Source organism: Mucilaginibacter rubeus, assembly GCF_003286415.2.
Lineage (GTDB): Bacteria > Bacteroidota > Bacteroidia > Sphingobacteriales > Sphingobacteriaceae > Mucilaginibacter > Mucilaginibacter rubeus_A.
Genome location: NZ_CP043450.1, coordinates 1,691,040 through 1,704,071, shown reverse-complemented (window position 1 = coordinate 1,704,071; position 13,032 = coordinate 1,691,040). Strand labels below are relative to the sequence as shown.

The window sequence follows — 13,032 nt, the reverse complement described above, 5'->3', positions numbered from 1 at the left end:
TCCTCGCACTGACGCTTCTTTCAAACAATTTTTCAGAAAGAGACTAAAAAATGATCAAACGAATATCCATATTGTTTTTAACGCTGATAGGCACTACTGCCTACGCGCAAAAGAATAAAAAGCCCATTCTTCCGTACCTGCATATTGACAAAACCGTAAACGCAATTTCGGCGGTTATGATCCATGATGTTGTAAATCCTCCGGCAGCCTCGCGTTATTATACTTATGTAACCCTGGGTGCTTATAATTTGGTTAGCCTCAACAATAAAGATGTAGTGCCTGCTGGTAATTTTATCAAAAGTTACACACAGGATAACCAGATCAGCATCCCGGCAGACAAATATGATTACCGTATAGCCGCAATGTATTGCATCCTGGAAACAGGCAAACAAATGCTGCCATCAGGTTTCATGCTGCAAGATGATGAAGATAAGTACCTGACCTTATTGAAAGAGAATGGCATCAGCGAAGATGTAATCAAACAATCTATAGCCGCCGCCACGGAAATGGCTGCTAAAGTAATCAAATACTCCAAATCGGATAATTATAATAAATTAAGCGGCAGGCTCCGGTATTCGCCTATAAAGGGTGGTAAAAACTGGTTCCCTACCCCGCCAATGTACATGGAAGCCGTTGAACCTAACTGGAAAACCATACGCCCGATGTTTATCGATTCGTCCGACCAATTTGTGCCCGTAAGGCCAGCAACTTTCAGCACCGATAGTACCAGCGAGTTTTATAAAGAAGCTTATGCGGTATACAAAGTATCCAAAAACATGTCGGCCGAGCAGATCATGATCGCCAACTTTTGGGATTGCAACCCTTTTGCGGTTACCACATCAGGCCACATGATGATCGGTTTTAAAAAGATCAGTCCCGGGGGGCACTGGATGAACGTTACCGGTATTGCCGTTAAAAAAGCAGGACTTAGTTTCGACAAATCCATACAGGTAACAGCCCTGGTGGCTATGACCGAAATGGATGCTTTTATCAGTTGCTGGGACGAGAAATACCGCAGCAACGGCATCCGCCCCGAAACTTATATTAACAAATACATTGATATTAAATGGGTGCCCATGCTACAAACCCCACCATTCCCGGAATACCCAAGTGGCCATGCGGTACTGTCAAATTCGTCGGCAGGGGTGCTGAGTTATTTATTGGGCGATAAGTTTAGCTATACCGATGATTCGGAAATTCCATACGGTGTTGGGCCGCGCGATTTTAAATCATTCAAACAAGCAGCCGAAGAAGCATCAGTATCCCGTTTTTATGGAGGAATTCACTTTATGGACGCCATTGTAAATGGCAATCAGCAAGGGCGGGATGTAGCAGCAACTGTTATAAAAAAATTAAAAGCAGCGGGAGTAAACTATTTGGGCAATTAGAACGTAGTTAAAAGCAAACAGCTTTCACTATGCGGATCAGGGGGACGGTTTTACTATTATTTTTTATTATTACCGGGCTCCTGAGCCTTAATTCATTCACCGCGAAAAAGAGACCGACAACCACCGCGATTGATGAAGAAGGCCACATTTTGTTTTTGCGGCATTGTACCGTTTGTCATTTAGCGCCTGATCCGGCGGGGCTTACTAAAAGTATCTGGGCTACCCACGTGCTGCCCGTAATGGCTGCCCGGATGGGGATTATTTACCCAAATTATGATCCGCTCAGGGGATTATCTGATGAAGAGCGCGCAATTGTAAAAAAGCATAATATCATCCCCGAAGAGCCCGTTTGTACTGAAACCGATTGGGCTAAGATTAAGGATTACATCATCAGCAATGCTCCGGACAGCGTTAGCCTGGATGAAAAGCGCCTCAGTCGCAATAGCCCGCTTACCCAGTTTGTAAGGCAGGATGTACAAATAGACAATAAAACCCCATCGCTTATTACCGGGCTCAAATACGATAACACAACAAAAACACTTTGGATAGGCAATTACTATAACCAGGTGTTAAACTGGCAATATGGCAAAGGAGTTATCAAAACCGCAAACACGGTCAGCCCGGTTGTTGATTTTAATTTTTATCAAAACAACACTTATCTCACCGAGATAGGTAAATTATACCCTACCGAGCTAAGTACTGGAATATATGCGCAGCTTAATGATACCACCAGTACACCAATCATCACATCCTTACACAGGCCGGTAAATACCCGAATAACTGATTTGAATAACGACGGCATTCCGGAAATTGTAGTATGCAACTTCGGCAATAAAACGGGAGGCTTATCGCTTTTTAAAAAGAACAAGGCAGGCAAATATATTGAAGATGTGCTATTGCCCTTACCTGGCGCTATCAGGTGTTATATCAAAGATATGGATGGCGATGGCAAAAAAGATATTGTGGCCATGTTTTCGCAAGGCGATGAAAGCGTTTACATCTTTTACCAAAAGGACAACCTTAAGTTTAAAGCCAAACGTGTACTACGGTTCCCGCCCGACTATGGCACTACAGACATGCTTTTGCTTGATTATAATAACGATGGGCTTACCGATATTGTAACCGTACATGGTGACAATGCCGATTACTCCAACATCCTGAAAGCGTATCATGGTATCAGGCTCCATATAAACCAGGGAGCAGACGTTTTTAAAGAAAAGTTTTTTTACCCGATATACGGTGTAACCAGGGTTTTAGCAGAGGATTTTGACAAAGATGGCGATATTGATTTTGTAGCGACTTCCTTTTTCCCCGAGACCGGCAAATTGGTTGATGAATCGTTTATCTACCTTGAAAACGTGAATAAAGATCAGTTTACTTTTAAACCGTACATTCAGAAAAGCGATGTTCCCATCAAAACCCTCACCCTCGAAAAAGCGGATATTGACGGTGATGGCGATATGGATATCATCACAGGCAATTTTGCCCAAAGCCCCGGCCCTGCCCCCGCAGCACTTGACGAAAAATGGAAATCGGCAAAGTATGGCTTGAGTATATTTTACAACCAATTATACCAGCCAAAGAAATGACCTTACGATAATTAAGTCGCTTAAAACAAGCGTAATTCCCTTGTTACCAACATCAACTTTACCTTTTGCTGACTTTTCGTGGTTGACATTAGGTAATATCAGGACTAATTTCACATCACAAAATCCATCTACTTATGAAATACAATTTTTTAGGAGGTACCGGCCTGCTGGTATCTGAAATTTGCTTTGGCACCATGACCTTTGGTGGCGGACAAGGCATTTGGTCGGCTATTGGCCAGCTTAAACAAGACGGAGTTAATGAACTTATGAAAACCGTTATTGACTCGGGCATTAATTTCATTGATACCGCCAACGTTTACTCTCAGGGCGAATCCGAAACTTTACTGGGCCAATCCATTATCGACCTTGGTTTTAACCGCGAGGAACTGGTTATTGCCACCAAAGTTCGCGGTAAAATGGGCGATGGTATAAACAGCATCGGCCTTTCACGTTTCCACATTTTTAATTCAGTTGATGCCAGCCTTAAACGTTTGCAGCTTGATCACATCGATGTACTTTATGTGCACGGCGTAGATAAACGCACGCCTATTGAGGAAACCATGCGTGCGCTAAACGATATTGTGTTAAGCGGAAAGGTACGTTATATAGCCTGCTGTAATTGGCCCGCCTGGATGGTAATGAAAGCCGCGGGTATAGCCGAAAAAAATGGCTGGAACAAGTTTGTAGGCTTGCAGTATTACTACTCACTCGCCGGCCGCGATATTGAGCGTGAGGTATTACCGGTTGCCGAAGATCTCAACCTGGGCGTAATGCCATGGAGCCCCCTGGCCGGAGGTTTCCTGTCTGGCAAATATACCCGCGATACTGAAAAAGCAGGTGACTCTCGTCGTGATACGTTTGATTTTCCACCTGTAAATAAAGACAAGGCTTATGACATTATTGATGTGATCAGCGACATTGGCAAACAACACAATGTATCTGCCGCGCAGGTGGCATTGGCCTGGGTTCGTTTACAGAAAGGTGTAACCAGCACCATCATCGGAGCAAAAAACATCAATCAATTAAACGACAACCTGAAATCTATTGAACTTGAGCTATCAGCCGATGAACTTCAACGAATAGATGAAGTAAGTGCCCTCACAAGAGAATATCCGGGCTGGATGGTTGAAAGGCAAGCAGCGGACAGAGGGTAAATATAAAGTCTCAATAAATTATGTCATTGCGAGCGAAGCGTGGCAACCGCATGCTATACAGAGCGGATTTGCTTCCGTGCGATTGCTTCGTCGTTCCTCCTCGCAATGACATGATTTTGGTGTTTTACAGCGATTTCAACGCATCTACAGTATATTCCACCTGCTCTGCATGCACATCTAAATGCGTTACAAAACGGATGCGGTGTTTATCGGTTTCACTTGCCCTGATGCCTTTTTCAGCAAACTTCGCAAGTACGGCAGCAGCTGGTTCAACGGTATCAAACAAAACAATATTCGTTTCAACCGGGATCACATTGCTCACCCATGGCAGGCGGCTCAGTTCCTCACCTAAAATGCGGGCATGGGAGTGATCTATTTTCAGACGGTCTACATGATGGTCAAGCGCGTAGATACCTGCCGCTGCCAAAAAACCGGCCTGGCGCATGCCCCCGCCTAATACTTTACGAATGCGACGGGCATATTTGATCGTCTCCTTATCAGCCAATAAAACCGAACCTACAGGAGCCCCTAAACCTTTCGACAAGCAAACTGAAATACCATCAAAGCATTTTCCATAATCAACCGCGGCATCTCCTGTATGGGTTAACGCGTTAAAAATCCTGGCGCCATCAAGGTGAAGCTTTAAACCTTTCTCCTGGCATAGCTCAGCGATTGGCTTAATCTGTTCAAGGGTATAGCAACTACCACCTCCTTTATTAACCGTGTTTTCGAGCACCACCAGGCTTGTATGCGGATAATGAATATTCTCGGCATTAATCTCAGGTTCTATCATTTCAGGAGTAAGAATCCCCCTGTAACCATTCAGCAAGCGGGTTGATACCGCCGAATTAAAGGCTATTCCCCCACCCTCATAACGGTAAACGTGTGCGGTTTGGTCGGCAATAAGCTCATCAAGCGGTTGGGTAAAACATTTAATAGCTATCTGGTTGGTCATGGTACCTGATGGGCAAAAAATGGCGGCCTCCATGCCAAACATAGCAGCTGCTTTGGCCTCGAGGGTATTTATAGTTTCGTCTTCACCAAAAACATCATCGCCTACTTTGGCGCTCCACATGGCTTCAAGCATGCCTGGAGTGGGTTTGGTTACCGTATCGCTTCGTAAATCAACAGTGATCATATTAAATTTATAAATTTTGCGTTCTTTGTATCAATACTCCAAACTTCTTATGCGCTCAATTTTAATCATTTTATTTTTCATGCTGTGTTTTGTATCAGCAAAATCGCAAAAATGGCAGCCAGGTAGCTTTACCGATGTAAAGGGCAACCGCGAAACCGGGCTCATTCGTACTAACCCGCCGGGAAAAGGCCCTATCAAAGACGAAGGCTTTATTGAGTTTAGAGAAAACGAAAAAAATAACCCATATAAACTGAGTGCCAGCGACCTCAGATCATTTGTTGCCGGCCAGGATAGTTTTGTGGTAGCCCACGCCCCAGCTAACGAGTCATGGACAAAAGAAGAAACCGACTTTGTTAAAGTAGTGCTTGACGAGCCTGTTAAACTGTACATGGCTAAAGGAGGCAAAGGCGGCGGAGGCAGTGGATTTGGCATCTCACCGGGAGTATCAGCTGGATATGGTACAGGCGGCTATGGAGGCGGTGTTGGCGGTGGTATTGGTATTAACCTTGGCGGCGGAGGCGGCCGTGGCAGTTCAAAAACAACTTACTATTACGGCGAATCAACTGCCGGTATGAAACGCCTTACCGACGAAAATTTTGAAGATATCATGAGCGATATTATGGGCGATGAACCTGACCTGGTTGACCAGATCCACGAACATAAATACAATATCAAGAGCATTGATAAACTTGTTGCAAAGTTTAACGAGCTGCAAAAAGCAAGGCAGTAATTAATTATCGCTTTTAAAGTTAAAGACTTACGAAGTTTTGAAAACTTCGTAAGTTTGGATTTCTAAATTTAGTATCGCTCGTTACTTCCCTTTTAACGTCGTAACTACCCGCCAAAACCCCTTTCGCGACATCCATTTTCTTCTTTTTTCTGGCTGAACATCATGTGTTTAACCACAAATGTCAATTAATTAAAAACCATTTAGCGTAATTACAAGTTATTAAACTATAGTAATTAACCAAATAAATAACTTTTAATTAATATTATCGAAATAACGGCTACTCATTACATTTTAATTCACCAACAAAAACAGAAAGAAAGATGAACATGAAAAAGTCAGTTTTAATAGCCGTTGCTTCGGTAGCTATCGGATTTTTCTCGACCCAAGCGATGGCTCAGACACAGGATACAACAAAAAAAGATACTGCTAAAACAACTGCTGCTCCTGCAGCCACATCAACAGCTGCCGCGTCAAATGATGTGGTTGGTGTTATGGCAACCTCAACTAATTACGCGCCTATGGCGCTTGCAATAAAATCAGCACAGCTTGAGCCAACTTTGCAGGCTCCCGGCCCCTTCACCATATTTGCACCAAATGACGTTGCCTTCAGCAAATTGCCAAAAGCACAGTTTGATGCCCTGATGAAAGACCCGGCCAAATTTGCGCCTATCTTAAAATATCACGTAGTTGCAGGTAAATACACCAAGGCTGATATCATTAAGGCTTTAGGTGCAGGTAAAGGAAAAGCCGATCTGAAAACCATTGACGGGCAAACCTTGCATTTATCTGTAAACGATAAAAGTAATCTGCAAATTACCGATGCCAAAGGTAACGCGGTACTGGTTACTGCATTTGACACCGAGGCAAGTAATGGTGTAGTACACGGTATTAATGGCGTTATGATGCCTTAATCACAGATCATTTTGTTTAAATTTTAAATCCACGAAAACCCGGTTATCATGACCGGGTTTTTCATTTAAGGATTGTTAGCCATATAATCAGCTTTGGCCAGCCTGAAATCAAGATATTTACTTCCGGTTTCCTCTTCAGTAAAATCACCGGTGAGGGAAAAACCTTTCTTCTGTAATAACTTTAACGAACTTTGGTTCCCTTCTTGTGGGCACGCGGTTATCAGTTCAAAACCCAGTTTATTAAAGCCAACTTCTAATACCGCAGAAACTACTTCCTGCATGTAACCCAACCCCTGATAAACGGGATTAAGCTCATAACCTATTTCTGCCTTTTTTTCGGCAGGCTGGAGGTTCCAGTAGCAAACGGTTCCTATTAGCTCCTTCTCCCCCTTTTGCGTTATACCCCAGTAATAGCCATTGCCACTATTTACAATACCTTCTATTTTTTTAATAAATGCCAACGCCTGCTCAATGGTGGTATCGTTAGGGCGGTCAAGATATTTATTAACCTCGGGGCTCGAACGGATAACCAAGATCCTCGGGGCATCCGATTCAAGCAATCCGCGTAAATTCAGGCGTTCGGTAGCGAGTGTTGACGTTTCCTGTGCATCCATAGCTATGAGATTTTCTTATTGTCCCTGCCGGCAATAAATACCACAGGTAAGCCAATACAAATTATTAAGGTAAGCATACCGATAAGGATAGTACTTACCGGAATATGGTAACCCGGCTTCATGGTTATTTTACTAAGCGGCACCACGCCCAAATTCATGATAAGCCAGGTAGCTATACCGTAAATAACCGCTACGAAATATTTATTGCGCAATCCGTTGTAAAAGAAGGGATAAAGCAGAAAAAAGACAGCGCTGAATAAAAAAGCAATGACATAATGAAAAATAACTCCCGCGACTATCATTTCGGCCCCGCCCGCGAAAGCAGCCGGCCCAAAGGCACCGCTGGCAATAAACTTAAAAATAATGCCCGGATTAAGCTTATAATTCAGGATCATGGCTGCAAGACCATCAAGTGTACCGGTTATAAACCCTGCAAAAAGGATATTAACGAGTTTACTTTTTTTCTTCGGATTTACTTTTTTTAGCATGGGTAGAAATTTTATCCAAACATAAAGTTATTGTTTAAAAACCTGTTTTTGTAATGAACTTTTTATTGATTAGATAAGCGTACATTGCTTATTTTAGCTACATGCACAATGCGTTCACTGTTGAAATACCTAAACTATTCAGTAACGAGCTTTACAGGAGGGTCCTGATAAGCAACAAGGGTATTACCATCGAAATACCTCAAATTCAAAACCTTGTATCTGCACCATCCAATGAACTTATAGCTTTTAGATATGGGGTAAAAGGAATAAGAGGATATGCGTTCACTATTGGCCGTCATTACTTTATCGAGATAAAAACCGCGCGACAAGATACGATCACCATAAAATTTAGCAGCTACTATGGCTTCCGCAGGAAAGTCTATCGGAAAGCATGGATTGATATCGTCAATAAATTATGGGATTATCACTTTGTGAACCATTATCTCAGCCATTACAACAGATATAAAAATGGCGAAAGTTTTGAATTTTGCGGCATGACCTTTCAGGAAGGTACAATCAGTTGGGATAACAAAAACATACTTCCGTATGCCCAGGTAGGCCTCGGGAACTATGTTAATTATTTTATGGTTTACCATAAAGAAAATAAAAGTCAGCAAAAAAGCTACAACTTTAGGAACGACTGGAACGCGCTGGCATTGCAATCGCTTTTGAAAACTATCGTAAAAGAGCACCAAAGTGCTACGGGTGAAATTACTTCAGATATTCATCCATAAAATAAAATACCCTTTTCCTAATATCTTCAGCATCAAACATTACCCCGTAATGAGGCGCGTTAGGTACGATGATGATCTCATTTTTAACACCTGCAAGTTTGAGATAAGAGCTTAACAATACCGACTGGGTATAATTGACAGATTCGTCCTTTTCGCCCTGAACGATGAGAAATGGTGGATCGTTTTTATCAACGTATGTAACCGGACTGGCAATATTGGCCAGATCGGGCCGGTCAATCGCATAAGCACCAAGCAGCAAACTAACCGGGCTTTTAGGATCATTAACATCACTGCCTTTGAGCGACAGGAAATTTGATGGCCCGTAAAAGTCGAGCGCCAGTTTTATTTTAAAATGAGGTTTGTTTCCTCCGGGATAAAATTCTTTGACATTGTTATTGTTTGATAGAGCCAGCAACGAAGCCAAGTGCCCTCCGGCCGAGAAGCCTATCACCCCAAACTTGTCTTTATTAAGCTTATATTTTGAAGCGTTTTGATACAGGAATTCGATAGCCTGGTTACAATCCTGAATTTGTGCCGGGAATGGTGCGGTAGTGCTCCAGCGGTAATCGATAGAAGCCACGGCATAACCATTATCGATAAAACCCTGAACAGTTTTCTGCATGTAACCCATATCTGCATATTTATCGTTCAGCATCCAGGCGCCCCCATGAATCCAGATGATAACCGGATAGCTATCCTTTACAACCGGCGGCAGGTAGATATCCAGTAAATGCTTTTTTAAAGTATCGCCCGCGTAGTTTACATCGCCATATAAAACAGTCCCCTTCGGAAAAAATGGCTGTTTAGGGCTTGAAGTTTGAGCGTGGACAGATGCAGACAAAGCGCAGGTCAGAATGATCAGCACGTTTTGGGTTATCTTTTTCATAATTGGTTAATCGCTTAAAGATAAGATATATCTCCAATCAAATTCCTAACGAAAAATATAAAACCCAGGCTATAAATAACAATTGCAAAGGAATGCGAAACCAAAGGTAGCCTGTACCGCTGCCGTCGTATGTGGCTTTTTCAAAATTTACATGCTTTATGGTAGCATTGATATTAGCCGGTAGCATTACTATAAACATCACGAGCAAAATAATGCCTGCGATATGCCTTGTGGAGTTAATAACCAATAACGGACCAAGGATTATTTCCATGACACCCGTTAAATAAACCAAGGCAACTTTAAACGGGATAAAGGCAGGCATCATCATCACCATCCCTTTGGTGAACATAAAGTGGCCCAATGAGGCAAACCAAAGCATCAGCATCATGGCAATGTTACCACTAAGCATAATATTCCAATTGTCCATAAAAAGGCGGGACAGAACAGCAGTAAGGATAAAACTTATGATGAGAACGAGCAGGACTTTCATAGTTAACTAAACTTTAGACATGGCAAATACACTTAAGTAACCAAAACTACCAAAATATATTGCGAAGAAGATAAAATCCCAAACCGTGATATCTCTGTTATCAAATAAATCTTTATATTGTTTAGTTGGCATACCTAACTCTTGCCCTTGAATTTTTCTGCTTGCTATTCTAAGTCCCTGGTATAAAAACAACAATATAGTTGTATTTAGCAAAACGCCCCGTGCCCCGTTGTAAACGGTATTGTTTTTCAATAAAAAGAATAAGCAGATATGAACTGCTCCAAACCCACACCAAATTAAAAAGGTTTTTAAATTTCTTAAAGAAACGTAGTTTAGAAAATAATTGAACAGTTGAAGGGGTACCGTGTAAAAAATTAAACTAACAACTTTATTGGGGCCTACATCGCAAAAGTTATAAAATATAAAAATTACTGTTACGACGCCATAGCCCCACACAGTAACTAAATCCCATGTGGATAATGGCTCAAAATAAAATAGTGGCTTTTTTAAACCTTTAGGTCCCGGCATTATTTTACGCCTTTATCAACTGCTCCCCTTCAATCTTCTTCTGCAGTTCTAAAATAGCGCCAATAAGCGCTTCCGGCCGGGGCGGGCAGCCTTGTACATACACATCAACTGGGATTACCCTGTCAACGCCTTTTACCACGTGATAGCCATGCTGCCAGTATGGGCCGCCGCAGTTGGAACATGAGCCCATCGAGATCACGTATTTAGGATCGGGCATTTGCTCGTAAAGGCGTTTAATGCGTTCGGCCATTTTGAAGGTAACAGTACCTGCAATGATGATCACATCAGCCTGGCGGGCAGAGGGGCGTGGGAAAACACCAAAACGGTCAAGGTCATAGGTAGAGGCCATCGACCCCATCATTTCAATAGCACAGCAGGCTATACCAAAACTAAGCGGCCATAATGATGACAAACGTGCCCAGTTGAGCAAATCGTTCATCTTGGTTATCACAATCCCACCATTCTCACTTGTTATATCGTTATTCATTTGCAGGCTTTTTAAAGGCAGGTTTAAACATAGGTTTGCGGGTGGGTTCGGCAGAAGGTGTAGTTGCAGTAGCAGCGGCAGTCGCAGTTGCAGTTACAGCAGCAGGCATCACGGTATCGGCATTGAAAGCTTTTACTGTAAATGTGCTTTGTTCCCGGTTTAGCTGCTCATACAATGATGGCGGGACGTGCACATCGGTATGGGGCACAACTGGGGTAGGTTTTATCCAATCCAGGTCGCCTTTGCGCCAAACGTAAACCAAGCCTATAATCAGGATGCCTAAAAACACAAACATTTCGGCAAGTGAAAGCCATCCCCAGCGCGTGTCCTGCGCCGCAATTTCATGGCTGCCAAATACCGTAGCCCATGGAAAAATAAATACCATCTCCACATCAAACAGCAAAAAAACCAATGCTATAACATAAAAACGAGGGTTAAAGGGCAACCAGGCATTACCGGTAGGTTCCTCACCACATTCGTATGAGCTTAATTTTTCGGCATTGGGATTATTAGGGGCTAAAAGTCTGTTGATAAAAAATATCACACACACCATTATTATCCCCGTAATAATAAAGATGAGTATCTTTCCAAATTCTGATATTTGCGAAACATCCGTCATGAGTACAAATTTAGTAAAACAAACAGATTTTGACGCTATAATAATTGGTGGAGGCGCGTGCGGCCTCATGTGTGCCGTACAAGCGGGCTTTTTGGGCAAACGTGTACTGGTGCTTGAAAAAAACGACCGTGTTGGCGCCAAGATCCTCATTAGCGGTGGCGGGCGTTGCAACTATACCAACCTTTACGCTACAGATCAGCAGTTTATTTCGCAGAATCCACATTTCTGTAAATCAGCCTTTTCGCAATGGACAGTTGATGATACTGTAAGCTTTTTTGAAACTTATGGTATCAGCGGTAAAGAAAAAACACTTGGTCAGCTTTTTCCGGTAAGCGACAAAGCGAAAGACGTTGTTGAGGTTTTCACCAACCTGTGTGATGATCTTGGACAGGAGATTTGGCTTAATGCAGAGGTAAAAGCCATTGAAAAAACTGACGATGGTTTTACAGTCCGCGCCGAGGTAAATGGCAAACAGGAATATATAAGCGCCGCCAGCGTAGTAATGGCGGCGGGCGGTTTGCCTATTCCTAAAATGGGAGCTACCGATTTTGGTCTGCGCACTGCCCGCAATTTTGGTTTAAAAGTTACTGATACCGCCCCTGCCCTGGTACCGCTCACCATTACCGGTAAAGACCAGCCCTGGTATGAGCAGTTATCCGGCAACAGCATTTTTTGCAGGGTTTGGAATGATAGGGCCAGCTTTGAAGAAAATATCCTGTTTACCCATTGGGGCCTTAGCGGACCAGCCATTTTGCAAATTTCTTCCTACTGGAAACCCGGCGAATCTATCAATATCGACCTGCTCCCTAATCAAAACATTGCCGACCTGATTCAACAGGAAAAGGAAACCAATGGCAAAAAAATGTTGCTGGCCTACATAGCATCGTTATATACCCGCAAATTTGCCGAGGCATTGAGTGATAAGCTACCAGCCGAGAAAAACATGGCATCGTTGAATAAAACCGATATAGAAAATATCAGCACACTTATTCATGATTTTAAGGTAAAACCTGCCGGCGATAAAGGCTATGACAAAGCCGAAGTGATGCGCGGCGGTGTGGCTACTGATGAACTATCGTCCAAAACACTGGAAGCTAAAAAAGTACCCGGGTTGTTTTTCGGAGGTGAGTGTGTGGATGTTACCGGTTGGCTCGGCGGCTATAATTTTCAATGGGCCTGGGCAAGCGGCTTTGTAATTGCGCAGAATATATAACCGTTGATTTTATTGATGCCGCTGATTGCGTTGATGCTATTTCACACGTGCCATCTTTCGATT

General features: G+C 42.9%; 15 protein-coding genes. 7 read left to right on the top strand and 8 right to left on the bottom strand.

The features are described from left to right. The first annotated feature begins 50 nt into the window (after window positions 1-50). The 3 genes from DEO27_RS06990 (at window position 51) to DEO27_RS06980 (ending at window position 4,131) form a co-directional block, all read left to right on the top strand. Entirely contained in the window at window positions 51-1,388 is a 1,338-nt protein-coding gene (locus DEO27_RS06990; protein ID WP_223818179.1) for a vanadium-dependent haloperoxidase, read from the top strand. A gap of 29 nt (window positions 1,389-1,417) precedes the next feature. Next, a complete protein-coding gene (locus DEO27_RS06985) occupies window positions 1,418-2,977 on the top strand; it encodes an FG-GAP repeat domain-containing protein (protein ID WP_112571785.1) in 1,560 nt (519 codons plus the stop codon). Window positions 2,978-3,111: 134 nt separating this feature from the next. Then, window positions 3,112-4,131: an aldo/keto reductase gene (locus DEO27_RS06980; protein WP_112571787.1), complete on the top strand. Its 1,020-nt coding sequence runs from the start codon at window positions 3,112-3,114 to the stop codon at window positions 4,129-4,131. Window positions 4,132-4,255: 124 nt separating this feature from the next. On the opposite strand, the gene DEO27_RS06975 is transcribed toward DEO27_RS06980, so the two are convergent. Then, a complete protein-coding gene (locus tag DEO27_RS06975) occupies window positions 4,256-5,269 on the bottom strand; it encodes a threonine aldolase family protein (protein ID WP_112571789.1) in 1,014 nt (337 codons plus the stop codon). 49 nt (window positions 5,270-5,318) lie between these two features. Between DEO27_RS06975 and DEO27_RS06970 the strand changes: the two genes are divergently transcribed. Then, window positions 5,319-5,999 (top strand): hypothetical protein, encoded by a 681-nt coding sequence (locus tag DEO27_RS06970; protein WP_112571791.1) that lies wholly within the window; start codon window positions 5,319-5,321, stop codon window positions 5,997-5,999. Between the two features lie 326 nt (window positions 6,000-6,325). After that, window positions 6,326-6,910: a fasciclin domain-containing protein gene (locus tag DEO27_RS06965; RefSeq protein ID WP_162996898.1), complete on the top strand. Its 585-nt coding sequence runs from the start codon at window positions 6,326-6,328 to the stop codon at window positions 6,908-6,910. Between the two features lie 65 nt (window positions 6,911-6,975). Here the strand turns inward: DEO27_RS06965 and DEO27_RS06960 are convergent, their stop codons facing one another. After that, window positions 6,976-7,524 (bottom strand): GNAT family N-acetyltransferase, encoded by a 549-nt coding sequence (locus tag DEO27_RS06960; RefSeq protein ID WP_112571794.1) that lies wholly within the window; start codon window positions 7,522-7,524, stop codon window positions 6,976-6,978. 2 nt (window positions 7,525-7,526) lie between these two features. After that, window positions 7,527-8,012, bottom strand: a complete 486-nt coding sequence (locus tag DEO27_RS06955) for a hypothetical protein (RefSeq protein WP_112571796.1) — start codon at window positions 8,010-8,012, stop codon at window positions 7,527-7,529. Window positions 8,013-8,113: 101 nt separating this feature from the next. On the opposite strand from DEO27_RS06955, the gene DEO27_RS06950 reads away from it, so the two are divergent. Beyond that, on the top strand, window positions 8,114-8,746 hold the full coding sequence (locus tag DEO27_RS06950; RefSeq protein ID WP_112571798.1) for a hypothetical protein: 633 nt from the start codon (window positions 8,114-8,116) through the stop codon (window positions 8,744-8,746). On the opposite strand, the gene DEO27_RS06945 is transcribed toward DEO27_RS06950, so the two are convergent. From DEO27_RS06945 to DEO27_RS06925, 5 genes are read right to left on the bottom strand one after another with little or no spacing between them, the layout of a single operon-like run. After that, entirely contained in the window at window positions 8,724-9,632 is a 909-nt protein-coding gene (locus DEO27_RS06945) for an alpha/beta hydrolase (protein WP_112571800.1), read from the bottom strand. The two genes, DEO27_RS06950 and DEO27_RS06945, sit on opposite strands and share 23 nt — an antisense overlap. A 37-nt stretch (window positions 9,633-9,669) precedes the next feature. Beyond that, entirely contained in the window at window positions 9,670-10,122 is a 453-nt protein-coding gene (locus DEO27_RS06940; RefSeq protein WP_112571802.1) for a hypothetical protein, read from the bottom strand. Window positions 10,123-10,128: 6 nt separating this feature from the next. Beyond that, a complete protein-coding gene (locus tag DEO27_RS06935) occupies window positions 10,129-10,650 on the bottom strand; it encodes a hypothetical protein (RefSeq protein ID WP_112571804.1) in 522 nt (173 codons plus the stop codon). Window positions 10,651-10,654: 4 nt separating this feature from the next. Continuing rightward, window positions 10,655-11,137: an NADH-quinone oxidoreductase subunit B gene (locus DEO27_RS06930; RefSeq protein ID WP_112571806.1), complete on the bottom strand. Its 483-nt coding sequence runs from the start codon at window positions 11,135-11,137 to the stop codon at window positions 10,655-10,657. Beyond that, window positions 11,130-11,756: an NADH-quinone oxidoreductase subunit A gene (locus tag DEO27_RS06925; protein WP_112571808.1), complete on the bottom strand. Its 627-nt coding sequence runs from the start codon at window positions 11,754-11,756 to the stop codon at window positions 11,130-11,132. Before DEO27_RS06925 ends, DEO27_RS06930 begins: the two co-directional genes overlap by 8 nt. Between DEO27_RS06925 and DEO27_RS06920 the strand changes: the two genes are divergently transcribed. Beyond that, a complete protein-coding gene (locus tag DEO27_RS06920; RefSeq protein ID WP_112571809.1) occupies window positions 11,755-12,969 on the top strand; it encodes an NAD(P)/FAD-dependent oxidoreductase in 1,215 nt (404 codons plus the stop codon). The two genes, DEO27_RS06925 and DEO27_RS06920, sit on opposite strands and share 2 nt — an antisense overlap. Window positions 12,970-13,032: the final 63 nt, after the last annotated feature.

Excerpts from the sequence above, each read along its gene's own strand:
- DEO27_RS06990 (WP_223818179.1), top strand. The coding sequence starts at position 51 with ATGATCAAACGAATATCCATATTGTTTTTAACGCTGATAGGCACTACT.
- DEO27_RS06985 (WP_112571785.1), top strand. The coding sequence starts at position 1,418 with ATGCGGATCAGGGGGACGGTTTTACTATTATTTTTTATTATTACCGGG.
- DEO27_RS06980 (WP_112571787.1), top strand. The coding sequence starts at position 3,112 with ATGAAATACAATTTTTTAGGAGGTACCGGCCTGCTGGTATCTGAAATT.
- DEO27_RS06975 (WP_112571789.1), bottom strand. The coding sequence starts at position 5,269 with ATGATCACTGTTGATTTACGAAGCGATACGGTAACCAAACCCACTCCA.
- DEO27_RS06970 (WP_112571791.1), top strand. The coding sequence starts at position 5,319 with ATGCGCTCAATTTTAATCATTTTATTTTTCATGCTGTGTTTTGTATCA.
- DEO27_RS06965 (WP_162996898.1), top strand. The coding sequence starts at position 6,326 with ATGAAAAAGTCAGTTTTAATAGCCGTTGCTTCGGTAGCTATCGGATTT.
- DEO27_RS06960 (WP_112571794.1), bottom strand. The coding sequence starts at position 7,524 with ATGGATGCACAGGAAACGTCAACACTCGCTACCGAACGCCTGAATTTA.
- DEO27_RS06955 (WP_112571796.1), bottom strand. The coding sequence starts at position 8,012 with ATGCTAAAAAAAGTAAATCCGAAGAAAAAAAGTAAACTCGTTAATATC.
- DEO27_RS06950 (WP_112571798.1), top strand. The coding sequence starts at position 8,114 with ATGCACAATGCGTTCACTGTTGAAATACCTAAACTATTCAGTAACGAG.
- DEO27_RS06945 (WP_112571800.1), bottom strand. The coding sequence starts at position 9,632 with ATGAAAAAGATAACCCAAAACGTGCTGATCATTCTGACCTGCGCTTTG.
- DEO27_RS06940 (WP_112571802.1), bottom strand. The coding sequence starts at position 10,122 with ATGAAAGTCCTGCTCGTTCTCATCATAAGTTTTATCCTTACTGCTGTT.
- DEO27_RS06935 (WP_112571804.1), bottom strand. The coding sequence starts at position 10,650 with ATGCCGGGACCTAAAGGTTTAAAAAAGCCACTATTTTATTTTGAGCCA.
- DEO27_RS06930 (WP_112571806.1), bottom strand. The coding sequence starts at position 11,137 with ATGAATAACGATATAACAAGTGAGAATGGTGGGATTGTGATAACCAAG.
- DEO27_RS06920 (WP_112571809.1), top strand. The coding sequence starts at position 11,755 with ATGAGTACAAATTTAGTAAAACAAACAGATTTTGACGCTATAATAATT.
- DEO27_RS06925 (WP_112571808.1), bottom strand. The coding sequence starts at position 11,756 with ATGACGGATGTTTCGCAAATATCAGAATTTGGAAAGATACTCATCTTT.